The organism is Halobaculum sp. MBLA0147 (assembly GCF_041361345.1).
GTDB lineage: Archaea > Halobacteriota > Halobacteria > Halobacteriales > Haloferacaceae > JAHENP01.
In genome coordinates this window covers 1,676,143-1,696,914 of the sequence record NZ_JBGKAD010000001.1, presented here as the reverse complement: position 1 = coordinate 1,696,914, position 20,772 = coordinate 1,676,143, and the positions used below count along the sequence as shown (strand labels likewise).

The 20,772-nt window shown below is 68.2% G+C and carries 26 protein-coding genes; 12 read left to right on the top strand and 14 right to left on the bottom strand.

From position 1 onward, the window contains the following. Window positions 1-47 precede the first annotated feature (47 nt). The 6 genes from RYH80_RS08085 to RYH80_RS08060 all read right to left on the bottom strand — a co-directional run bounded on the left by RYH80_RS08085 (window position 48) and on the right by RYH80_RS08060 (window position 4,349). A complete protein-coding gene (locus RYH80_RS08085; RefSeq protein ID WP_370903345.1) occupies window positions 48-332 on the bottom strand; it encodes a DUF5789 family protein in 285 nt (94 codons plus the stop codon). Between the two features lie 142 nt (window positions 333-474). After that, window positions 475-759, bottom strand: a complete 285-nt coding sequence (locus RYH80_RS08080; protein WP_370903344.1) for a DUF7520 family protein — start codon at window positions 757-759, stop codon at window positions 475-477. 274 nt (window positions 760-1,033) lie between these two features. Beyond that, a complete protein-coding gene (locus RYH80_RS08075) occupies window positions 1,034-2,782 on the bottom strand; it encodes a cbb3-type cytochrome c oxidase subunit I (protein WP_370904686.1) in 1,749 nt (582 codons plus the stop codon). A 200-nt stretch (window positions 2,783-2,982) separates the two neighbouring features. Beyond that, window positions 2,983-3,486, bottom strand: coding sequence for a DUF6684 family protein (locus tag RYH80_RS08070; protein ID WP_370903343.1), 504 nt, complete (start codon window positions 3,484-3,486; stop codon window positions 2,983-2,985). Window positions 3,487-3,559: 73 nt separating this feature from the next. Beyond that, window positions 3,560-3,928, bottom strand: a complete 369-nt coding sequence (locus RYH80_RS08065; protein WP_370903342.1) for a DUF7541 family protein — start codon at window positions 3,926-3,928, stop codon at window positions 3,560-3,562. Between the two features lie 136 nt (window positions 3,929-4,064). After that, window positions 4,065-4,349 carry a DUF7718 family protein gene (locus tag RYH80_RS08060; RefSeq protein ID WP_370903341.1) on the bottom strand — a complete coding sequence of 95 codons (285 nt, stop codon included), beginning with the start codon at window positions 4,347-4,349 and terminating at the stop codon, window positions 4,065-4,067. Window positions 4,350-4,647: 298 nt separating this feature from the next. On the opposite strand from RYH80_RS08060, the gene RYH80_RS08055 reads away from it, so the two are divergent. Continuing rightward, a complete protein-coding gene (locus RYH80_RS08055) occupies window positions 4,648-5,082 on the top strand; it encodes an HVO_A0114 family putative DNA-binding protein (RefSeq protein ID WP_370903340.1) in 435 nt (144 codons plus the stop codon). Window positions 5,083-5,146: 64 nt separating this feature from the next. Continuing rightward, window positions 5,147-5,959, top strand: a complete 813-nt coding sequence (gene pyrF / locus RYH80_RS08050) for an orotidine-5'-phosphate decarboxylase (RefSeq protein WP_370903339.1) — start codon at window positions 5,147-5,149, stop codon at window positions 5,957-5,959. A 27-nt stretch (window positions 5,960-5,986) separates the two neighbouring features. Here the strand turns inward: pyrF and RYH80_RS08045 are convergent, their stop codons facing one another. Then, on the bottom strand, window positions 5,987-6,145 hold the full coding sequence (locus RYH80_RS08045; RefSeq protein WP_370903338.1) for a hypothetical protein: 159 nt from the start codon (window positions 6,143-6,145) through the stop codon (window positions 5,987-5,989). 95 nt (window positions 6,146-6,240) lie between these two features. On the opposite strand from RYH80_RS08045, the gene RYH80_RS08040 reads away from it, so the two are divergent. Continuing rightward, on the top strand, window positions 6,241-6,879 hold the full coding sequence (locus tag RYH80_RS08040; protein WP_370903337.1) for a J domain-containing protein: 639 nt from the start codon (window positions 6,241-6,243) through the stop codon (window positions 6,877-6,879). A 181-nt stretch (window positions 6,880-7,060) separates the two neighbouring features. Further along, complete coding sequence (locus tag RYH80_RS08035; RefSeq protein ID WP_370903336.1) at window positions 7,061-8,692, top strand: GTPBP1 family GTP-binding protein; 1,632 nt, start codon at window positions 7,061-7,063, stop codon at window positions 8,690-8,692. A 63-nt stretch (window positions 8,693-8,755) separates the two neighbouring features. Here the strand turns inward: RYH80_RS08035 and RYH80_RS08030 are convergent, their stop codons facing one another. The 3 genes from RYH80_RS08030 to mch are packed head-to-tail and all read right to left on the bottom strand — an operon-like array spanning window position 8,756 to window position 11,229. Continuing rightward, window positions 8,756-9,559: an HAD family hydrolase gene (locus RYH80_RS08030; RefSeq protein WP_370903335.1), complete on the bottom strand. Its 804-nt coding sequence runs from the start codon at window positions 9,557-9,559 to the stop codon at window positions 8,756-8,758. A 2-nt stretch (window positions 9,560-9,561) separates the two neighbouring features. Continuing rightward, window positions 9,562-10,278 (bottom strand): double winged helix-containing putative transcriptional regulator, encoded by a 717-nt coding sequence (locus RYH80_RS08025; RefSeq protein ID WP_370903334.1) that lies wholly within the window; start codon window positions 10,276-10,278, stop codon window positions 9,562-9,564. A 6-nt stretch (window positions 10,279-10,284) separates the two neighbouring features. Further along, window positions 10,285-11,229: a methenyltetrahydromethanopterin cyclohydrolase gene (gene mch / locus RYH80_RS08020; protein WP_370903333.1), complete on the bottom strand. Its 945-nt coding sequence runs from the start codon at window positions 11,227-11,229 to the stop codon at window positions 10,285-10,287. A gap of 173 nt (window positions 11,230-11,402) precedes the next feature. On the opposite strand from mch, the gene RYH80_RS08015 reads away from it, so the two are divergent. From RYH80_RS08015 to RYH80_RS07985, 7 genes are all read left to right on the top strand, one after another. Further along, window positions 11,403-11,936 (top strand): inorganic diphosphatase, encoded by a 534-nt coding sequence (locus tag RYH80_RS08015; RefSeq protein WP_370903332.1) that lies wholly within the window; start codon window positions 11,403-11,405, stop codon window positions 11,934-11,936. A gap of 294 nt (window positions 11,937-12,230) precedes the next feature. Then, window positions 12,231-12,371 (top strand): hypothetical protein, encoded by a 141-nt coding sequence (locus tag RYH80_RS08010; protein WP_370903331.1) that lies wholly within the window; start codon window positions 12,231-12,233, stop codon window positions 12,369-12,371. Between the two features lie 163 nt (window positions 12,372-12,534). Further along, a complete protein-coding gene (locus RYH80_RS08005; protein ID WP_370903330.1) occupies window positions 12,535-13,473 on the top strand; it encodes a rhomboid family intramembrane serine protease in 939 nt (312 codons plus the stop codon). Window positions 13,474-13,533: 60 nt separating this feature from the next. Beyond that, window positions 13,534-14,259: an endonuclease V gene (locus RYH80_RS08000; RefSeq protein ID WP_370904685.1), complete on the top strand. Its 726-nt coding sequence runs from the start codon at window positions 13,534-13,536 to the stop codon at window positions 14,257-14,259. Between the two features lie 368 nt (window positions 14,260-14,627). Continuing rightward, window positions 14,628-15,170 (top strand): transcription factor, encoded by a 543-nt coding sequence (locus RYH80_RS07995; protein ID WP_370903329.1) that lies wholly within the window; start codon window positions 14,628-14,630, stop codon window positions 15,168-15,170. A gap of 2 nt (window positions 15,171-15,172) precedes the next feature. Beyond that, a complete protein-coding gene (locus RYH80_RS07990; protein ID WP_370903328.1) occupies window positions 15,173-15,847 on the top strand; it encodes a DUF2110 family protein in 675 nt (224 codons plus the stop codon). Between the two features lie 18 nt (window positions 15,848-15,865). Beyond that, window positions 15,866-16,663, top strand: a complete 798-nt coding sequence (locus RYH80_RS07985) for a DUF5803 family protein (RefSeq protein ID WP_370903326.1) — start codon at window positions 15,866-15,868, stop codon at window positions 16,661-16,663. Between the two features lie 111 nt (window positions 16,664-16,774). On the opposite strand, the gene RYH80_RS07980 is transcribed toward RYH80_RS07985, so the two are convergent. Then, a complete protein-coding gene (locus RYH80_RS07980) occupies window positions 16,775-18,184 on the bottom strand; it encodes a right-handed parallel beta-helix repeat-containing protein (RefSeq protein ID WP_370903325.1) in 1,410 nt (469 codons plus the stop codon). A gap of 179 nt (window positions 18,185-18,363) precedes the next feature. Here RYH80_RS07980 and RYH80_RS07975 point away from each other — a divergent pair, with 179 nt between their 5' ends. Next, a complete protein-coding gene (locus RYH80_RS07975; RefSeq protein WP_370903324.1) occupies window positions 18,364-18,798 on the top strand; it encodes a VanZ family protein in 435 nt (144 codons plus the stop codon). Between the two features lie 13 nt (window positions 18,799-18,811). Here the strand turns inward: RYH80_RS07975 and RYH80_RS07970 are convergent, their stop codons facing one another. The 3 genes from RYH80_RS07970 to fer all read right to left on the bottom strand — a co-directional run bounded on the left by RYH80_RS07970 (window position 18,812) and on the right by fer (window position 20,579). Beyond that, window positions 18,812-19,321 (bottom strand): hypothetical protein, encoded by a 510-nt coding sequence (locus RYH80_RS07970; protein ID WP_370903323.1) that lies wholly within the window; start codon window positions 19,319-19,321, stop codon window positions 18,812-18,814. Between the two features lie 44 nt (window positions 19,322-19,365). Next, window positions 19,366-20,067: a hypothetical protein gene (locus RYH80_RS07965; protein ID WP_370903322.1), complete on the bottom strand. Its 702-nt coding sequence runs from the start codon at window positions 20,065-20,067 to the stop codon at window positions 19,366-19,368. A gap of 122 nt (window positions 20,068-20,189) precedes the next feature. Beyond that, window positions 20,190-20,579 (bottom strand): ferredoxin Fer, encoded by a 390-nt coding sequence (fer, locus tag RYH80_RS07960; protein ID WP_370903321.1) that lies wholly within the window; start codon window positions 20,577-20,579, stop codon window positions 20,190-20,192. Between the last annotated feature and the right edge of the window lie 193 nt (window positions 20,580-20,772).

The following is a 20,772-nucleotide window of genomic DNA, read 5'->3' as shown; positions in this document are numbered from 1 at the left end:
GTGGTGTCGCGTGCTGCGTCGCGTCTGTGGTCGTTCTGCTCGGTGGGCTAGAACGAGACCGGCGTGGGCCCCTCCTCGCCGACGGCGGGGGCGTCGCGGTCACTGTAGCCGCGACGCCCGACCGCACCGGCCGGGAGCCCGCACAGGAGCGCCGCACGCAGGTCCTCGTAGGTGGCGTACTCCTCGCCGCCGGCTCGCTCCAACACGTCCGTCACCGTGTCGCTCCCGTCGGCGAGCTCCACCGTCACGTCCCCGTGTTCGGCTAGAATGTCGTCGCGGGTGATCGGGAACTCGTGCGTCCGGAGCTCGGCTGCCGTGTCTTCGATTCGCATCACCCGTAGTCAGCACTCCGCTATCCTTAACGATTGTCCATAAAGGACGTTGGACACGTGGAACACCTTCGACTGGTGGGTATATCGGACCGTGTCCTTGTACACGTAATAGGTCGAGGGCCGCGACGTGCCCTCGCCTCGATCACTCCTCGTCGACGGCGTGCGGGTCGTCGATCCGGCGCGAGACGTAGACGACGCCCGCGAGTGGGACGCCGAGGACGACCGCCATCGTCACGCCGCCGAAGACGGCGAACCCGACCGCGGTCGCTGGCAAGGGGACGACTCCGAACAGCTCCGGCCGCGAGAGGCCGTCGACGAACGTCGCCACGAGGACGCCGGCGGTCGCGCCGACGCCGACCAAGAGCACGTACAACACGACCACGAGTCGCCGTCCCGCGAACCCCTGCTCGTCGGTACCTGCTGTCACTCCCCAGCGTACGGGCGCCGGCCGATTAGGGGCTTCGCTCTCCCCCGGCGAGCCGACGGGTCTTAGGCGTCCGAGCCCGGAAGACGACTATGGACGAGACGGACATCCTCGGGCTCGTGTTGGGTGGGATCGCCTTCCTCATGTTCGCCACCGGGCTCGTACTGGTCTTCCAGTAGGCCACGGCGTCGCGTCGCCACTCGTCGGCGTCGTGCGTCGCGAGAACTGCAGGTCGTGTCGAGTCGAGGGTGCAGCGCGGTGCCGGGCCCGGGAGTCGTCAGTCGTCGGACTCGGGCTCGCCGCCGTCCGGCAGCACCGTCTCGCCGTCCTCCTCGTCGCCGCCGTCCGCGATGGCGGTCTTCAGCTTCTGGTCGAACCAGTCCCACTCGGCCGTGTTCAGGTCACGGTCCGCGAGGTTCCACGGGTCGCCGCTCTCGACCGTCGGCCCCTCCAGCCAGGAGACGACGAAGTTGTACACCCACAGGAACCCACCGATCAGCAGCAACACGGCGCCGAAGGTGGCGATCTGGTGGAGCGTGATGAACTGTGGCAGGTAGCTGGCGTACCGGCGCGGCATCCCGCCGTACCCCAACAGCACCATCGCGAAGAACGTCACGTTGGTGCCGACCATCCACAGCCAGAAGTGGACCTTCGCCAGCGACTCCTGGTACCACCGACCGGTGTACAGCGGGAACCAGTAGTACAGCCCCGCCATACCGGCGAACGTGATCGCACCCATCACGATGTAGTGGAAGTGACCCACGACGTAGTAGGTGTCGTGGAGCACCAGGTCGACCGGGATGGAGGCGAGGAACACGCCCGTCACGCCGCCGATGACGAAGTTGGAGACGAAGCCGATACAGAACAGCATCGGCGCCGTCAGGCGCAGTTTCCCGTTCCACATCGTCGTGATCCAGTTGAACGTCTTCACCGCACTCGGGATCGCGATGGCCAACGAGACGGCCATGAACGAGGCCCGCAGCCGCGGGTCGATCCCCGTCGTGAACATGTGGTGGGCCCACACGCCGAAGGAGAGCACGCCGATCGCGAGCGTGGAGTAGACGACGAACTTGAATCCGAACAGCTTCCGGCCGGAGAACCGCGGGAGCACGTAGCTCACGATCCCCATCGGCGGGAGCACGAGGATGTACACCTCGGGGTGGCCGAAGAACCAGAACAGGTGCTGCCAGAGGATCGGGTCACCGCCACCGACGGCGAAGAACGTCGTCCCGAAGTTCCGGTCGAGCAGCAGCATGATCAGGGCGCTGCCGAGCAGCGGGAACGCGAACAGGATCAGTCCGGACTGGGTGAGGATCGTCCACGAGAAGATGTCGAGGTTCGCCCACGTCACCTTCCCGTCGCGCTCCGTGACGATGGTCGCGATGAAGTTGATCGCCCCCATCGTCGCCGAGACCCCCGAGAGGTGCAGCCCCAACAGCATCAGGTCGACGCCGACGTTCCCCTGCGTGCCGACGCCGCCGCCGGCCGACAGCGGCGTGTACATCGTCCAGGCCGTCTGTGCCGGGATGATCCCGTCGACCGGGAAGAAGCCGGCCCAGATCAGCAGGGCGGCGGGCGGGAGCAGCCAGAACGCGATGGCGTTGATCCGCGGGAACGCCATGTCGTCGGCGCCGATCATCAGCGGCACCAGGTAGTTCGCGAACGCCGCGATGATCGGCGTCCCGAAGAGGAACAGCATCGTGATGCCGTGACTGGTCAACAGCGAGTTGTAGAACGTCGCCGAGCCGAGCACGTCGACCTCCGGCGTGATCAACTCGACGCGCATCGCCATCACCATCAGGCCGCCGACGACGAAGGCGATCACGGCGTACAACCCGTACAGCATCCCGATGTCCTTGTGGTCGACGGTGGTGAGCCAGCGGATGAGCCCCGCGGGCTTCTCCTCGTCGACGTACCGCTCGGCGGTGTCGCCGAGACCGGCGGCGCCCGACCCCATCGGCGTGTAGGAGTACCAGTTCTCCACACGCGTGAGGAAGCCGGCGACGGCGAGGAGGAACACCCCCATCAACACCGTCAGGACTAGTTGCGAAGTGACCTGCATGTGCGTCTCTGAGGCACCCACGCACAAGAATGATTCGAGTCCTGTCCGGTGGATTACCAATGTCGTAGCGCCCGTCGCCCGGCGTTCCCCGACGCCGTCGGCGACCCCCAGTACCACCGGTAGTCGACGGTCCCGACCGCGTCGGCACTGCCGGCAGTCGTCCGTCAGTCGTCGTCCGTCTCCGCCGCCTCGGTGTCGTCTGCCTCCGTGTCTGTCTCGTCTGCCTCCGCCGCCTCGGTGTCGTCTGCCGTCGTCTCCGCCGTCTCCGCGTCGTCCACGTCCGCCTCGGTGTCGGTGTCCGTCTCCTCGTCCGCCTCGGTCGTCTCCTCGTCGGCCGGCGCTTCGAGTTCACCCTCGGCGGTCTGCTCCGCCTCGAGCTCGTCCTCGTGGCCGTGTTTCGGCTCGGCGTCGGGCAGTGTCGCCTGCCCCTGGTGGTACACCTCGGCGCGCTTCTCGTCGCCGGCGATCGCCTTCCCGGAGACGTACGTCAACACGGCGAGCGCGACGAACGGGGCGAGCAACAGCAACAACTGGATCGCCCGGCCGAGACTGTCGCCCTGGAAGGGGTCGAACAGCGCGAAGGCACCGACGAAGAACGCGATGATCACGAGCGGGATCACGTTGACCAGGAGGTCCAACAGCGTGTCCCTGTCGAACGTGGCTACCATGCGCGGCGATTGCTCGTGACGGGTTAATACCTTGTCCCTTCGCCGCCAGCCCTCGAACCTCGCTGCGCGCCACCTACACCGCCGCGTCGCGCTTCGAGAACGACACGACCTTGCCGACGACCGCGCCGACCACGAGGAGAATCCCGGCGGCACCGACGGCCTGTCCGCGGACGACCAAGCCGAGGCTGCCGAAGAAGAACCACGCACCCACGCCGAGACAGGCGACGCCCGACACGGCGACCGCCGGCCACGGGGTCGCCGCGTACCCGGACTCCGCGACCATCCCCGCGACGCTGCCACAGAACAGCAACAGCCCGGCGACGGCCACCGGGAACAACCCGAAGAGGATGCCGAGCTCCGAGACCGGCAACCCCATCGCGACGAACAACGGCCACGGGCTCGCCGTCCGGTACTGCTCGCTCAACCCCGGACTCTCACTCATACACGCCGTTACGGACGGCCACACGCCTAAGCGCGTCGGTCTCGTCGGTGATCGACACGCGTGGGGAATACGACGCGTGTCGGTGGGTATCGGCGCCGCTGAGGGTCGACGGTGGACGGCACGACACACCGACAGATCACTCGGGTGCTCCGTGGTTGTCGACGTACCGTTCGAGCCACACCTGCCAGCGGTCGCCGTCGGTGACGTACACGACTGCCTGTTCTGGTGTCTCGATGGCGATCTCGTCGTGTTTCCGTCGGTCGTGCCCCTCGGGAAGGTAGTACCTGTCGACGTGCGTGAATCCGTGTGCAGTGTCGATCCGCGCGATGTCGACGTTCTCCCCGCTGCCGGGTCTCACGTAGAGGTTCACTGCGAAGTCGTCGGGGTTCGGTTCACCCTGTGGGTCTCGCCGAACAGCCATCAGCACTTCGTAGCCGAGATGTGTACCTAGCGTGGGGTTCTGTGTACTTCGTCTCTCTGCCGCTTCGATGGTCTCGTCTAGTGGTGACGTGTCTCCGTCTGTCATCTCCCAGTTTGGTCGGAGGTGCGTTCGTGATCGAGAGCGACTGCTCCGGTTTCCTCGGCTCTATCGAGATCCCGCGAGGATAAATGCGGTGAGAAAACTGTCGACGGATAGTAGTGTGTCGTGAACACCAGACAGCGAGGTGGTCGCCAGTCTTATATATTGATACCACGCACAACGTTGTACGAGAAGAAACATGAGCGAACCAGTCGACCACGAGCCATCCGAGAGCGGCCGGTCCGTCCCGACACCAGACGAGTCCAGTACCGACAGGACGCTGCTACGAACCGAGTACGCGCGACTCCTCTCCGCCGAGGGGTACGGCGACGTTCGCGTCCTCTCCCACGAGGCAGCCGAGCGCGTGTTCACCGAGCGCCGGCGAGAACTCCTCCGGGTTCTCGACGAGTTCGACGTGTCTTCACAGCGCGAACTAGCGCGTCTGGTAGATCGAGATCCGGGTGCCGTACAGCGAGACCTCCAGACACTGATCGAGTTCGACCTCGTGTCGCTCGCCGACGACGGGCGTGCCAACCGGCCGGTGCTCGCGTACGACACCGTCGTCGTCGAACCACTCGTCGCACCCGACACCGTCGTCCCCGAGGCGTCATTCACACCCGACGACGAGCCGTAATCCAGACACCCGCCCGACACACCGGACCGGGAACGCTTTGCCGACCCCGGCGCAAGAGCCGCTCGTGCCCGAGTTCGGTCAGTTCTTCGAGCGGCTCCGCGAGCGGATCGAGCGCCACGACACCGTCGTCTCCGTCGGTCTCGACGCCGACCCGGACAAGCTCCCCGCGCACCTGTCGGACCACGACCTGCCGCGGTGGGCGTTCAACCGCCGGATCATCGACGAGACCCACGAGTACGCGGCCTGCTACAAGCCCAACGTCGCCTTCTACGAGGACGCCGACGGCTGGCGTGCGCTCAGGGAGACCATCGCCTACGCCCACGGCAAGGACGTGCCGGTGTTGTTGGACGCCAAGCGGGGCGACATCGGCAACACGGCGCGTCAGTACGCGACGCTGTTGGACGAGGCCGACGCGATCACCCTGAACCCGTACCTCGGCCGTGACTCCCTGGAGCCGTTCCTCTCGCGGGCCGACAAGGGTGTGTTCGTGCTCTGCCGCACCTCGAACCCCGGCGGAGCGGACCTCCAGACGCTGGCGCTCGACTCGGGCGAGCCGCTCTACCGCCGTGTCGCGGCGCTGGCGGAGCTGTGGAACGACCGCGACAACGTGGGACTGGTCGTCGGCGCGACCGCGCCCGAGGAGCTCGAGGAACTCCGCGAGGCAGTCCCGGAACTCCCCTTCCTCGTCCCCGGTGTCGGCGCACAGGGCGGGGACGCGGAGGCGGCCGTCGAACACGGGTTGGCCGACGGTGTCGGACTGGTGAACTCCTCGCGCGGGATCATCTTCGCCGACGAGACCGGTGGCGAGCAGTTCCACAAGGCCGCCGGCCGCGCCGCACGCCGACTCCGCGACCGACTGAACGACCACCGCGAGTAGTCACCGCTCGACCGACCCGGCGGTTATTCACGCCCGGAACTGGGGCGAGTCCCCGCCGCCGGCACAGGTGCGACACAGCCCCGTCCGGTCGTCGTAGTGATCTGGACACACCGCCGAGCCGCAGGCGTCGCAGGCGTACCGGGCGGTGGCCGCCTCGCACTCTTGACAGAGTCCCGCGACACTCATACCCACGCGTTCGGACGCACGCCGCTTCAGCGTGCCGGCCGTCCGCGGGTCGCCCGGTACGACGGATTTAGGCGGGTGTGGGCCCCACACGGGGTGTGGACCGAGACACGCTCGTCTTGGGGATCGCCGCCGTGTTCGCCGGGACGTTCGTCACGATGAGCGTCTTGGCCCTGACGTACTCGTGGTTCCTGCTGTTCGTCGCGGTCCCGTTCGGTATCGCCGCGTACTTCCTCTGGTACCAGGTCTCGGGGGACCTCGAGGAGCGGTTCCGTGGCCGACGGGCGGACCCGGCGGCGGCGGAGCGGCGGCGCGCGGCCGCGGCCCGCAAGAGCGCCGCCGAGGGGGCGACGGGTGGAGAGTCGCGGTTCGCGGAGGAGGCCCGCCGTGCGGCCCGCGAGGCCCGCCGCCGTCGTGCCGAGGGCGCCGGCGTCGCGGGAGAGGGTCGCGTCGGCGGTCGTGGTCGCGGTCGGGGACCGGGCCAGAGTCGCGGTCCCGGCGGTGCGGCGGGGCGACGCGGCGGTGGACCGGGTGGTCGCGGTCCCGGGACGATCGGCTCGCAGGGGATGCCACCGGCGGAGGCGTACGACGCCCTCGACGTGGAACGGGGCGCCTCGCAGGAACGGATCAAGGAGGCGTACCGCGAACGGGTGAAGGAGGTCCACCCGGACAGCGGTGGCGACGAGGAGGCGTTCAAACGGGTCAACGAGGCCTACGAGACGCTGAAGACGGAGTAGTCGTCCCCGTCGCCACGTTCCCCAGGTGACCCTCCCGGTGTGACGTTCGGCCGAGGGGTGACACCCGACGACCCACGCCCCCGGACTCCAGACCACTCCCCACCACTCCGGAGAGATCGGGTGTGTGGACGGGGTGTAGACCGTGAAAAGACTCATGTCTGCCCGTGACCCACGGAGACACATGTCCGCGGACCGGGCCCCGCTGCAGCGGGCCATCCAGCGCGGCGAGGAGGAGGGTGGCAACGTCGAGTTCAAGACGAAGCTCACGCGGGACGTCCACCTGGGCGAGGGCCGGATGGAGAGTCTCGTGGCGCAACTCCGCCACCGGGTGTTGTCCGGCGACGGGGAGGCGCTGTACGTCGTCGGCGTCACCGACGAGGGTGGGATCGCCGGGATCGCCCCCGACGAGTTCTCCGAGACGATGGACGTGCTCTCGCTGCTCGCCGAGGAGGCGGACGCACACATCGAAGACGTCGAGACGTGGAGCGGCGGCGACGGATCCGCCGACGAGGAGGGGCTCGTCGGGCTCGTCGAGATCCGCGAGGGGGCGATGCTCGACACGGACGACGAACACATCGTCGTCGGCACCGCCGGCCACGTCGACCACGGGAAGTCGACGCTCGTCGGCTCGCTGGTGACGGGGCAGGCCGACGACGGCGAGGGTGGCACCCGGTCGTTCCTCGACGTGCAACCCCACGAGATGGAGCGGGGGCTGTCGGCGGACCTCTCGTACGGCGTCTACGGCTTCGACGACGACGGGCCGATCCGGATGGACAACCCACACCGCAAGTCCGACCGGGCGCGGGTGGTCCGGGAGGCGGACCGGCTCGTCTCGTTCGTCGACACCGTGGGCCACGAGCCGTGGCTGCGGACGACGATCCGCGGACTCGTCGGCCAGAAGCTCGACTACGGGCTGTTGACGGTCGCGGCCGACGACGGGCCGACGAAGACCACCCGCGAACACCTCGGGATCCTACTGGCGACGGACCTCCCGACCGTCGTCGCGATCACGAAGGTGGACGTGGTCGACGGCGAGCGGGTCGAGGCCGTCGAGCGCGAGGTCGAGGGGATGTTGCGCGACGTGGGGAAGACACCGCTGCGGGTGGACCGCCACGGTGTCGCCACGGCCGTCGAGGAGATCGGCGACGGCGTCGTGCCGATCCTGCGGACCTCTGCGGTCTCCGAGCGCGGGCTCGGCGAACTCGACCAGCTGTTCGAGGCGTTGCCCAAGCGATCCGACGACACGGACGGTCGGTTCCGGATGTACGTCGACCGGACGTACGACGTGAAGGGTGTCGGCGCGGTCGCCTCGGGGACGATCCGCTCCGGGACGGTGGAGACGGGGGACGAACTCTTGCTCGGGCCGTTGCCGGACGGCTCCTTCGAGCCGGTGGAGGTGCGGTCCATCGAGATGCACTACCACCGGGTCGACGAGGCGAAGGCGGGTCGGATCGTCGGCATCGCCCTGAAGGGGGTCGACGAGGCCGACATCCACCGCGGGATGGCGCTGGTCCCACGGGACGCCGACCCGACGCCGGTCCGCGAGTTCGAGGCGGAGGTGGTCGTGTTGAACCACCCGACGAGCATCCGCGACGGCTACGAGCCGGTCGTCCACCTGGAGACGGTGAGCGAGGCGGTCGTGTTCCACCCCGAGGGTGGTCAGCTCCTCCCGGGCGACAACGGGAACGCGACTGTCGAGTTCAAGTTCCACCCGTACCTCGTCGAGGAGGGCCAGCGGTTCGTCTTCCGCGAGGGCCAGTCGAAGGGGGTCGGGACCGTCACCGGCGTCGAGCGCACCGACCCGCCGGAGTGATCGGTCGCTCTCCTCTGTAACCGCCGCGTCCGCCCCGTGGCTACCGCTCGACGCAGACCGCAGTCACCGCTCGACGCGAACCGCACGCGCACCGGCCGCGAGCGCACTCGCCGTGTCGGTCTCGGCGTCGCCGACGTGGACCGCCCGCGTCGGGTCACAGTCCAGGGCCGCCAGCGCTCGCTCGACGGGCTCCGGACTCGGTTTCGCCGGACAGTCGTGGCTCGCGAACACGACCGTCGCGATCCGCTCGTCGATGCCGACCGCCGACAGTTTCTCTCGTTGTGCGTCCGGCGGGCCGTTCGTCACGACCGCCGTGGGCACCCCTCGCTCGGCGAGCGTGTCGACCAGTTCCCGTGCGCCGGGACACCACGCGACGTTCCCGTGGTCACGCTCGTCGGCGAACGCCGCCGCCACCTCCCGACCCAGCGCCGGGTCGTGGCCGCGGTCCGCGGCGAGTGCCGCGAAACACGCCCGCCGGAGTTCGGCCATCGAGTCGGTCCGGTCCGCGAACTCGGCGAAGCGGTCGTAGTACGCGTCGACGGGGAACAGCGGCGCGACGCCGACCCGCTCGAACGCCCGGTCCAGCACCGCGCCCGGCGACCGCCGGTAGTCGACGAGTGTCCCGTCGAGGTCGAGCGTCACCGCCGCGACGGACGCCGTCGACGAGTCACTCCCGTCACCCTCGCCGGACTCGGTCGTCGCCTCGTGGTCGTCTCCCGCGTCCGCCCAGTCGAGCACCGCCGCGACGAGATCCTCCTCCGTCGGATCGACCCGTCTGACTCGGGACTCGTCACGCGGTGTCGGGTCGTCGTTCGGCGGCGCCCCCGCGTCACCAGACGCCGACGTGGCGTCGTTCGGCGGTGCCACGCTCACTCCTCCGTGGCGTCGGCTGTCGCGAGCACTTCGTCGAGCGCGGCTGTCCCGCGGTAGCCCGCGGTCCCCTCGCCTTCGACCCCCTCGCCTCCGACTCGCTCGGCCAGCTCGAGCGCGACGAACCAGTCGAACAGTCTGGTGACGCGCTCGCGCCACACCGTCTCCCAGTCGTCCGTCCGGGTACGCTCCCAGCGGGGGACCAGCGGCTCCACGGCGGCGAAGCCGTCGGCGACGCCGAACGACTCGTCCGCCGCGGCGAGCGCCGTGCCGAGTTCCGTCGCCCCGAGTACGCCCCCGAACAGGCGCTCCCGCAGTCCGGCGGCGTCGGCCGACTCCCGCGTCCGCCGGAACCCCTCGTCGGTCTCGACCGCGAGGTCGATCCCCCGCAGGAAGGTGAGCCACGTGCGGGACACGTCCCGCGACTCGTACCCGAGCCGGCGCTGGAGTCGGGCACAGCAGTCGTCCTCCGTGCCGGGGACGAGCGGGACGGCCGCCTGCACGTCCGCCACGTAGTCGGCGGTCGCGTCCGGCGCGGCACTCGCGAGTGTGCCGTCGGCGGCCGTCTCTCGGTCTCCGTCCCCGACGCCGTCGTCACCGGCGGCTGGCGTCTCGCCGTCCCCGCCTGCGACGGCGTCGTCACCCGACTCGGTCCGCGTCCCCGCCCGCACCGCGACCGGGGTCCCGACGAGCGACGGGACGTGTTTCACCCGCACGACGGCTCACGCCTCCGGGAGGTCCCACGACTCCGCGAGCAGCTCCTCGTGGGTCTCGCCGAGCACGTACGTCGGGCCGTCGATCACGTCGACGGTGACCTGTGCCGGCGCGAACACCGCCTCGTCCACGTCGTAGAAGTCGTAGTCCGCGTCCGCGAAGATCTCGACGAACGGCGTCCCGTACTCCGCGGCGGCGACGCTGGGCACCTGTTCGAACAGCTCGGGGTCGTCCTGGTCGACGGTGAGGTGGACCTCGCCGCCGTACGCCAGGGCGTCGTTGGTCCGGCCCATCGCCTCGTCCTCGTCGTACGAGACCGGCGCGACCGGCGCGGAGCCGGCGACCGACCGGATCGACCGCGGCTCGTACCCCAACTCGAACAGGCGGAACACCGCCAGTTCCGCGGCGCGTGCCGCGGTGGTCACGCTCCCGGCGACGGAGCCGGTGGCACACGTCGGGAGGAACACCGCCTCCGTGTTGACGTTCGCCGTCTCCGCGACGTGTTCCGCGACGGCGTCGCCCGGCAACTCGGCGCTCTCGACGCTCAACACGGTCAGGTCGAACTCGTCGAAGTAGTCGACGGCGGCGAACTCCGCCTCCTCGCCGACCAGCGCGCGTGCCGGGCCGGAGCCGAGCCCCTCGAAGCCGTCGACGGCCACCTCCCAGCCGGCCTTCTGTGAACACAGCGTCGCAACGGCCGGGTGGTCGGTCGCGAGTTCGACGTGTGGGCGCGTGCCACCGCACACGTCGTCCATCCGAGTCTGGATCGTCGCTAGCCCGGCCGTCTGGATCTCCGCGAGCAGCAGTCCTGCCTCCAGTCCACCGCGGGCGTCCACGCCGAAGTCGAGGACGGTCGCCCCAGAGTCGAGTTCGTACGGCGTGACGCCCAACTCGTCGGCGAAGTCCAGCGCCTCGTCGACGAGTTCGACCGCCATCCGGTTGACACTCTCCATACGCGACCGTTCGGCGGCTCCGGTGAAAGGGTTTGTCGAGTCGGGGCGCTCGTGTCGTCGTGGGGAGGGTGGCCGGGTCGGCCTCGGGTGCGCGGTCCCGTCGTTGCCCGCCCGGTGAGAACGTCGGCGCGTCCCGAAAGACACTTGCCGGTTTTCGCGGAAGCAACACGGGCATGACGAACCTCTGGGAGGATCTCGAGACGGGACCGGACGCGCCCGAGGAGATCTACGCCGTCGTAGAGTGTCTCAAGGGCGAGCGCAACAAGTACGAGTACGACAAGGACGTGCCCGGCGTCGTCTTGGACCGGGTGCTCCACTCGAACGTCCACTACCCCTCGGACTACGGGTTCATCCCACAGTCGTACTACGACGACGAGGACCCCTTCGACGTGCTCGTGCTCGTCGAAGACCAGACGTTCCCCGGTTGCGTGATCGAGGCGCGCCCGGTCGCCCTGATGAAGATGGACGACGACGGCGAACAGGACGACAAGGTGATCGCCGTCCCCTCGGAAGACCCGCGTTACGATCACATCGAGGACTTGGACGACGTGCCACAGCAGGAACTCGACGAGATCGAGGAGTTCTTCGAGACCTACAAGAACCTCGAAGAGGGCAAAGAGGTCGAGACGCAGGGGTTCGAGGACCGCGAGGCCGCCCTCGACGCCATCGAACACGCCCAGGAGCTGTACGAGGAACACTTCGGGTGACGCGCGCCGCGTGATCGCCGGCGCTCGCGGGTGATCGGTTCACCCCGTGATCGCGCGACTCGCGACGTTCTCGACACCACACCGCGGAGCCGTCGGCTCGTCGTCTCTGGCTCCGTTCCCACTAGTCTGGTCCCGTCGACACCACCTCGACTCTCACTCGGCGACACCACCTCGACTCCCGCCCGCCGACACCGACCACTCCCGTCGCATTCGTGGGAGGCATCCGCACCCGCCGAGAGATTCGTTATGCCTATGGGTAATCTCTTGAGGAGTGACGGCGTACGTGGTGGTGAGATGGCAACCAGCGACCGAGAGGCCGCCCGCGTCGGTCTCGACCACCCGACCGTCGTCCCGACGAACTTCGAGCCGCCGAGCGACGCCGACACTGCCGACGGTGTCGACGACGCCGCGGACGCCGACGACCCTCGCGAGTGAGGCGTCGCGTCCGGTACGACGCCGGTCGAGGCGTCGCCGTTCGTCCGACGGCGTGTGAGACGCCGCCGCTCGTCCGGCGTCGAGACGGCGAGTCGCGGCCGACACCGACGCGCCGCGTCGACGAGCCGAAACGATATACCGGCGGGCGACAAAGACGTGTGCAATGGCCGAGTGTGACGAGTGCGGCGAGTACGAGAACTTGCCGTACCAGTGTCACCGGTGCGGACAGACGTTCTGTGCGGAACACAGACTCCCGGAGAACCACGACTGTCCGGGACTGAACGAGGAGTGGAACGACCCGGAGGGGGTGTTCGACTCGGAGTTCGACGACTCCGTCCGGAGCGGTCGGTCGGCGGGTGCCACTGGCGGCGGGCTCGTCGACTCGGTGAAGACCTCCGTCGGCGGCGCGACGGAGACCGGCGGACTGTTGGGGTACTTCCGTGGGAACGCCACCTACACGTTCCTCGGGGTGATGTGGATCACGTTCGCGATCCAACTGCTGCTCCGGGGCGTCGCGCCCGGCCTGGAAGACGAGTTGTTCGTCCTGACGACGGTCCACCCGGAGTACGTCTGGACGTGGGTCACCTCCGTCTTCGCCCACGGCGGGTTCACACACATCGCGTTCAACAGTATCGCGCTGTACTTCTTCGGGCCGGTGGTCGAGCGGCGCCTCGGCACCAAGCGGTTCGTCGCCCTGTTCCTGATCGCGGGCGTCTTCGCCGGTCTGGCACAGGTCGGGACGACCCTGCTCACCACGCCGGGTGCGGTGACGGGCGTCGTCGGCGCCTCCGGCGCGATCATGGCCGTGATGGGGCTGCTCACGGTGTTGCAGCCGAAGCTGACGGTGTACATCTACTTCGTGATCCCGGCGCCGTTGTGGCTGCTCACGTTCGGGTTCGCGGGGTTCTCGGTGATCGCCGGCTTCTCCAGTTTCGGCGGGGCGAGTCAGGTCGCGCACCTCGCGCACCTCGCGGGGCTCGCGGTCGGGCTGGCGTACGGCACCCGCGTGAAGGGTGAGCGGAGTGCGCCACAGGAGCTCCGGCTCGGCGGCGGACCGGGCGGCCCCGGCGGCCCGGGTGGACCGGGACGCGGTCGGTTCTGACCCGTGGTCGCGCCAGTCCACTCGCGGTTCCTGCCGGATCCGGACGCGGATCGGGAGACGATGGAGCGACTCCAGCGCGACATCGCGGAGTGGGCGACGTTCGAAGACGCGTTCGCGTTCGACGCCGACGCCGTCGGCCCGGGTGGTGGCGCGGACGCGCCGCTCGTCGCGGGTGTCGACCAGGCGTTCCGCGACGACCGGGCGATCTCGGCGGTCGTCGTCTCGCGCGGCGGCGAGGTGATCGAGCGGACGCACGCGGTGACGCCGGTGTCGATCCCGTACGTGCCGGGACTGCTCGCGTTCCGCGAGGGAGGACCGATCCTGGAGGCGCTGGCGACGCTGGAGACGGAGCCGGACCTGTACCTGTTCGACGGGAGCGGTCGGATCCACTACCGGCAGGCGGGGCTGGCGACACACGTCGGGGTGCTCGTGGACGCGCCGGCGGTCGGCGTGGCGAAGAGTCTGCTCTGCGGGACGCCGGCGGCGTCGCCCGACGGCCGTCCCGAAGGGTGGCGGACGCCGATCACGGCCGACGAGGAAGTAGAGGCAGACGCGGGGACGACACTCGGGTACGCGGTGCAGACGCGGCAGTACGACTCGGAGCCGATCGTGAACCCGTTGTACGTCAGTCCGGGCCACCGGGTGAGTGCCGCCACGAGTGCGACGCTGGTCGAGCGACTGTGCGAGAGGTACAAACTCCCCGAGCCGACGCGGCGGGCGGACGCTCACGCCGACACAGTTCGCGAGCGGTTGGCAGCCGACGAGGAGGGCGACGACTCGACGTAGACCTTCGGTGCGGTGCAGGGCGGTGGCGGAGCGGTGCGGTAGCGGTGTGGTGGCGGTGCGGTGGCGGAGCGGTGCGGCGGCGGAGCGGTGCGGTGGTGGCGGTGCGGTGGCGGAGCGGTGCGGCGGCGGAGCGGTGCGGTGGCGGAGCGGTGCGGCGGCGGAGCGGTGGCGGTTGTGGAGCGGTGCGGATGCGGTGGCGGAGCGGTGTGGTGGCGGTACCGCAATCCACCGCGAGCGCGCCGCCAGGCGCGCTCGCGGCCCTTTTTGATCGAGCTTTTTTCCTCGGGTGGCCGCCGCAGGCGGCCACCCCGAGGAGTGAAAAAGGTCGGTCGCAAGCTATAGAAGCCTCCACCCGATAGTCTCCCGTAATGGCTTTTGAGGACCTGCTCGAGGACCCGGTGATCCAGAAGTACCTCCACGAACTCGTGGGGCCGACTGGGATGCCGGTGGCGGCGGCACCGCCGGACGGCGAGGTGACAGACGAGGAACTGGCCGAGGAGTTGGGGCTGGAGTTGAACGACGTGCGGCGGGCGTTGTTCATCCTCTACGAGAACGACCTGGCGGCGTACCGGCGGGTCCGCGACGAGGACTCCGGGTGGCTCACGTACCTGTGGACGTTCAAGTACGAGAACATTCCCGAGAACCTCCAGGAGGAACTCGGGCGACTGCTGGAGGGGCTCGAAGAGCGGCGCGACTACGAGCGCGACCACCAGTTCTACCTCTGTGAGGTGGACTCGATCCGGTTCGAGTTCGAGGAGGCGATGGAGTTCGGCTTCGAGTGTCCGGAGTGTGGCTCCCCGTTGGAGTCGATGGAGAACTCGCGGCTGTTGGAGTCGGTGGAGGACCGGATCGACGAACTACGTGACGAACTCGGCGTCGACCGCGAGACCGAGGACCGAGCCGAGGCGTAGCGATGGTCGTTCTCGCGACGAAGTGTTACGTGGCCGGCGAGGCGCGCGAGCGTGCCCTCGACGGGATGGGATCGTTGGTGGCGAACGCACTCGAGGAGTTGGCCGTCGAGTACGACGTGGGTGTGCGGGGCGACGAGTTCGTCGCCGTCACGCTCACCGGCGAGGACGCGCCGGTCGCGCGCAACCTGTTGCGTGAGGAGTGGGGGACGGTGACCGACCACTTCGACGACGGGGAGACGTACACCGGCACGCTCGACGCGTGGGACGAGGACGCGTTGTACCTCGACGCCGGCGAGGAGATCGCCGTCGACACGGACGGACTCGGACTGGGTGTCGGGACCGCCGACCAGATCCGCGACCGGTTCGGACTGGTCCAACACCTCCCGTTAGAGTTCGTCTACGACGCGGACGGGGACCACGAGCTGGCCGAGACGGCGCGCGACCGGCTGTACGAGTGGACGCGCGGTGACGGGCGACTCAACGTCAACAGCGCGACGCGGGCGGAGGTGCGGGCGACGGTGAACCGCGCCGGTCACGCTCGCGACATCGTGACCGTCGAGCGCCTCGGTCTGTTGGAGCAGAGCGTGCTCTGTGAGCCGGCGACGGACCCGCCGGGACTCTTGGCCGCCGTCGGCGAACACCTCCCCGCGGAACTGAAGTGTGTCGTCCCCCAATAACGGTCGACTCCCCGCACGATGATCGGAACACGACGAACGCGCGCCGCCGTCGCGCTCGGATTACTGTTGCTGTTGTCGGGGTGTACCGGGTTCCTCGGCGGCGAGGTTCGCGACGAGCAGTTGGACCAGACGCCCCCGGGTGGGAGCTACGCGTGGAACACGAGCGCCGACGTGCACGTGACGATCCACGAGAACACCACCTTCGAGGGGGTGTACCGCGCCGAGGGCGAGCGGATCGAACTGTTCCGCCGGGACGGGTTCGGCGGCCGGAACCCGCTGTCGGCCCGGGCGATCCGCTACCAGTACCCGAACGGGACGGTGATTTCGGGGACGACACTCGCCGAGCGCGGCGAGGTGCGTCGGACCCGCGAGGCGGTGATCGTCTCCTTCCCGGAGGGGAACGTCTCCGGCGACAAGGTGGCGTTCACGGCCGGGAGTTCGCCCAAACGATTCGCGCTACCGGTGTTCGTCGAGGGTGACTACGAGGTCCTCCTCCCACCGGGCCGGCGCGCCTCGCTGCCGGTGTTCGGCCGCGTGTCGCCGGCCGGTGACCTCTCGGCGCCGGACGCCGACGACCGCGTCCACGTCCAGATCGACGAGGTGACACGCGACTCCGTGATCGTCCAGTTCTACCTCCCGCGAGACGTGCAGATCCTCGCCGGACTGCTGGGCGTCGCGCTCCTCGTCGGCGGCGGCGGCGTCGCCTACTACCTCCGGCAGATCCGCGAACTCAGGACGCGTCGCGAGGAGATGGGGCTCGACGTGGACACCGAGGACGACGACTTCGGCCGTGACCCGCCGCCCGGGATGGGCTGACGGACGACCGGTGCCGTCACCGGCGGCACCCGACGACGGGTGTCTGGAGTAGCGTATCGCCTCGGAGTGGTGTGCCGCTTCGGAGTGACCTGCCGCCTCCCGCTGCCGCGGTCAGGCGGCGACGACCTCGGCGTCGTTCGAGACGACGCGGACGATCACGTCGGTCGCACTCTCGAACGTCTCGGTCACGTCGACGTCACCCACCTGGACGGTGATCTCGAAGGGACCACTCGCCGGGAGCTCCGGCGCCTCGCGCTGTTCGCCGCTCGCGAGCGTGAGGTCGTACTGGAACTGCACGCCGTCGTTGGTACGACACTGGACGCGACAGGTGACACTCGCCTGGTCCTCGTTCGAGAGAGCGATGATCCGGTTGCCACCGCCGCCGTCCAGGACGCCGACCGCCGCCAGGAGACTCCCGACGAGCCCCTCCAGCGTGGCGACGAGCGTGTCCGCGCCGACTGTCTGTGTGACGAGGTACCCACCACCGAGCAGCACCAGCACCCCGACGATGCCGGCCGCGACCTGGACGAGTGGGAGCCCACTCCCGCCAGGTGCCTCGGGCTGGTAGGCGGGCGTGTTGTCGCCGAAGTCGACCGGCGGCGTACTCAGCGGATCACCGCAGTCGACGGCCCCGATACAGTCGCCGTCGGTCGGGACGCCGCCGTTCCAGTAGTTACCGGTCGCGTTCCCGGCCGGATCGGCGTTCGTCGCGTCGATCACGGGGTCGTCGTTGTTGCCGAAGACGGAGGCGCCGACCGTCCAGTTCCCGCTGGCGTTCCCCGCGTAGATCGCGGTGCCACTCCAGTTGGCCGGGATCGTCGTGCCGGCGGTCGTGTTCCGGACGTCGGCGTTCCGGACACGCCAGTTCCCGCTCGCGAAGCGTGCGTTGATCCCGACACCACGCGTGTTCCGGACCGTCGCACGGGTGACACTCCAGTTCCCGCTGGACTTGAACGCACCCACGGCGACGCCGGTCGTGTTGGTCACCGTGAGTTGTGAGACGCTCCAGTCGCCCGTCGACGCCGCGGCGTACACGCCGACGTTGTCGGCACCCTCGATCGCGACGTCCTGTAGCGACCAGGCGCCGCTGGAGCCGCGTGCGTCTACGCCGATCCGGTAGTCGACGAGTGTGAACCCGCGGATCGTCGGCGCGGCGCCCTCGGTGATCGTGATCCCGGTCGTCACGCCGTCGCCCCCGCCGTACAACAGCGCGCCGTCGGGCGCGACGAGCGTGATACTCCGGTTGACGACGACCGCCTCCGTGTAGTTCCCCTTCAGTACGCGGACCGTCGTCCCCGGCTGTGCGGCCGCGACGGCGGCGGAGATCGTCCGGTAGTCCGCCCCGCCGTCGTCGTCGACCACCACCACCGACGCGTCGCCGGCGGTCTCCGTGCTCGCGCTCGTCGCGGTCTCCGTGCCGGTCTCCTGTGCGAACACCGGCGCGGTGGCCGCGAGCCCGAGGAGGAGAACCGCGAGGACGACCGCGAACCGACTCGGTCCATCGGAGTCGCGTGACGGCATCTGTCCGGACGCTCGCGCCTCCGACACATAAATCTGATCGGGTCGCTACCGATTCTGATTCTCTCGGGGGACCTTCGCCGGATGGTCGACGGAGTCGGGTGGTTCGCGGCCGACTGCGGCGAGTGGACGCTACGCGATGGTCGGGAGTGGATCGCAGTGCGACCGGAGGAGTTAGTCCGGTGGCCGCCAGACTGGCGACGATGTCGCTCGTCAACCCGCAGCGCGTCCGCCGAGTGAGTCGTGTCGGTGTCGTGGTCGTCGCGCTCCTCCTCGCGGTCGCGTCACTCTGGCCACGACCGCCCGGGACGGGTCCGGGAATCCCCGTCGTGACGGACAAACACCTCCACTTCGCCGGCTACACCGCCCTCGGCGCGGTCGCCGTGTGGGCCGTCGGGCGCGAGCCCCGTCGGATCGCGCTCGCGGTGGCGCTGGCGGCCGGCTACGGGCTGGCGCTCGAAGTCGGGCAACTCCCACTCGCGACGCGATCGTTCTCGCTGCTCGACCAACTCGCGAACACGGCCGGCGCGCTCGTCGGCGGGACGACCGCGTGGCTGACACGACGGCGACTCGTGGGCCGACGGGAGGCGGCGCGCCGCGAGGGGTCTGTCGACTGAGAACGTTCACCCGCTAGACGATCTCCGAGACGTGTATGAGACGGTACTCGTCTTTTTCGTGACGCCCGATGCCGAGGAGTTCCAGACTCTCACTCTCGGCTTCCGTGGCACTGTAGTCGTCGAACCGCTCGACGATGTCCCGTGTCTCGGTGTCCGTATCGAGACGCTCGACGACTCGTTCTCCCCGATCAGTCAGCGACACGTCGTTTCGGCGATTCCCTCTGAACGTCAACTCCGTCTGCTCGTCGAGTAACCCACGGTCCTTGAGACGGTCGAACGCCTCCATCAGGTCCCTACTGAACGGACCGTGGTCGTAGATCACGAAGTCGTCGAACGCGCCGACACGCTCCGTCGAGCGGAGACCGTCGTTGTCGCGGTCGTAGAACTCCCCGAAGAAGCCGAGTTTCATCAGCTTCGTCCGACCGCGAACCGGCCCCGAAGACCCCGCCACCAGCCGGAGGAGCTGTGACTCCGTCTGGTCGAGATCTTCGAGGGAGCTACTGTGCGTGTCGGCTTCGGTCATACCTGTTGATAGCCCTTCGCAGGATAAGAATCCGGTGGTGCCATTCACAACTCACGGACGAGATTCTCCGTCGTTTCCAGTGGGCCGAACTGGCCGCCACTTTCGAGTGGTGCTGGGATAGTCCGGACGTACATCCAATCCTCGTTCCACTTCGGTTCCCTCTCGATCAGACTCTGGTACCCCCGGACCAGCTTCTGTGCGCGCCACGCCGGTGTCTCACAGATGAGTGGGAAGTAGATGACCAAGACCGAGGGAGTCGACTTCTCACTCTCGTGCCAGTCCTTCGCTGTGAACTGTGTGACGTAGTCGGAGACGTTCCCGCTGCTCACAGTTCGTTTGACCTCCAGCTTCGCCGTCTCGACACCGTTCTTCGAGACGACGATATCGGGCTCCGAAGCAGTGTTTTGACTCTCTGTCTCACACGAGACGCCAGTGATGTTGTCGGTCAAGTGTTGTGCGACGAACGGTAGGGTCAGATTGTCGCCCTCAAACAATACGTTCTGAACGTACTCTTCGTCTGTGTCGTGGTTACTCTGCTTTCGACGCTGACGCAGTCCCTCGGGGAGCAGTTCTCGCATCAGATCCTGCCCTCTCTGTGATATCTCTTCGCGTCTCTCGTCCGGTAATTGTCCTTGCTGCCAGATTTGATTGGTACTCAGACAACTGAACGCGAACAGTTGTTCTCTGTTCTCGGATAGTCGCCGAAACTGACGCCACCAGTAACCCGACACGACTTTAGTCAGCATCTAACAGCCAGTCGTAATATGATCTTCGCATGCCGGGTACTGTACGAAGGCTGTCGGAGTGGGATTAACGACTGATATCTCTCACCGTCTCGAAAGAACGGAGAACCGAACGGCGCGTCGGTTCAGATGACGCGGTTCTGGAGGTAGTCCAGGTGCTTCGCGTTGTAGACGATCTTCACTTCGTCGGCGGTCGGCGACCCGATACAGGTCAGCCGGACGTTCTTCTCCTGGACCTCCTCGTCCGAGAGGATCTGCTGCATGTCCATGTCGATGTCACCCTCCTTGACGATGGCCGCGCAGTTGGCACAGGCGCCGGCGCGACACGAGAACGGCCAGTCGTAGCCTTGGGCCTCGGCGGCCTCGAGGATGTACTCGCCCTGGTTCACTTCGAGAGAGCCGTAGTCCTCGTCGCCGAGGTCGGCGTCTCCGGCCTTCTCGAACAGGTCGTCGTCGTCCATCGACCAGCCGTGGTCGTCTAGCACTTCGTAGTTGAGGTACTCGACAGTGGGCATCGACTCTCGATTGGGTTCCCGTACAATTAGATGTTGCTATCCCACGACACCGAACCCCCGTCCACGGACGCGAGAGCGTGTTACACCGGCACACGACTACGTCGGTACGCAACGCGGTCACTCCGACTGCCGCCGCCACCACGCGTCGCCGTCGCCACGGCTGCCGAGGGCCGATCTCCGGTGTCCGACCACC

Coding starts and splice junctions, on each gene's coding strand:
- RYH80_RS08085 (WP_370903345.1), bottom strand. CDS start 332: ATGCGAATCGAAGACACGGCAGCCGAGCTCCGGACGCACGAGTTCCCG.
- RYH80_RS07980 (WP_370903325.1), bottom strand. CDS start 18,184: ATGCCGTCACGCGACTCCGATGGACCGAGTCGGTTCGCGGTCGTCCTC.
- mch (WP_370903333.1), bottom strand. CDS start 11,229: ATGGAGAGTGTCAACCGGATGGCGGTCGAACTCGTCGACGAGGCGCTG.
- RYH80_RS07970 (WP_370903323.1), bottom strand. CDS start 19,321: ATGACCGAAGCCGACACGCACAGTAGCTCCCTCGAAGATCTCGACCAG.
- RYH80_RS08010 (WP_370903331.1), top strand. CDS start 12,231: ATGGCAACCAGCGACCGAGAGGCCGCCCGCGTCGGTCTCGACCACCCG.
- RYH80_RS08070 (WP_370903343.1), bottom strand. CDS start 3,486: ATGGTAGCCACGTTCGACAGGGACACGCTGTTGGACCTCCTGGTCAAC.
- RYH80_RS08055 (WP_370903340.1), top strand. CDS start 4,648: ATGAGCGAACCAGTCGACCACGAGCCATCCGAGAGCGGCCGGTCCGTC.
- RYH80_RS08060 (WP_370903341.1), bottom strand. CDS start 4,349: ATGGCTGTTCGGCGAGACCCACAGGGTGAACCGAACCCCGACGACTTC.
- RYH80_RS07985 (WP_370903326.1), top strand. CDS start 15,866: ATGATCGGAACACGACGAACGCGCGCCGCCGTCGCGCTCGGATTACTG.
- RYH80_RS08000 (WP_370904685.1), top strand. CDS start 13,534: ATGGAGCGACTCCAGCGCGACATCGCGGAGTGGGCGACGTTCGAAGAC.
- RYH80_RS07995 (WP_370903329.1), top strand. CDS start 14,628: ATGGCTTTTGAGGACCTGCTCGAGGACCCGGTGATCCAGAAGTACCTC.
- RYH80_RS08075 (WP_370904686.1), bottom strand. CDS start 2,782: ATGGGGGTGTTCCTCCTCGCCGTCGCCGGCTTCCTCACGCGTGTGGAG.
- RYH80_RS08045 (WP_370903338.1), bottom strand. CDS start 6,145: ATGAGTGTCGCGGGACTCTGTCAAGAGTGCGAGGCGGCCACCGCCCGG.
- RYH80_RS08015 (WP_370903332.1), top strand. CDS start 11,403: ATGACGAACCTCTGGGAGGATCTCGAGACGGGACCGGACGCGCCCGAG.
- RYH80_RS08065 (WP_370903342.1), bottom strand. CDS start 3,928: ATGAGTGAGAGTCCGGGGTTGAGCGAGCAGTACCGGACGGCGAGCCCG.
- RYH80_RS08005 (WP_370903330.1), top strand. CDS start 12,535: ATGGCCGAGTGTGACGAGTGCGGCGAGTACGAGAACTTGCCGTACCAG.
- RYH80_RS07990 (WP_370903328.1), top strand. CDS start 15,173: ATGGTCGTTCTCGCGACGAAGTGTTACGTGGCCGGCGAGGCGCGCGAG.
- RYH80_RS08035 (WP_370903336.1), top strand. CDS start 7,061: ATGTCCGCGGACCGGGCCCCGCTGCAGCGGGCCATCCAGCGCGGCGAG.
- RYH80_RS07965 (WP_370903322.1), bottom strand. CDS start 20,067: ATGCTGACTAAAGTCGTGTCGGGTTACTGGTGGCGTCAGTTTCGGCGA.
- fer (WP_370903321.1), bottom strand. CDS start 20,579: ATGCCCACTGTCGAGTACCTCAACTACGAAGTGCTAGACGACCACGGC.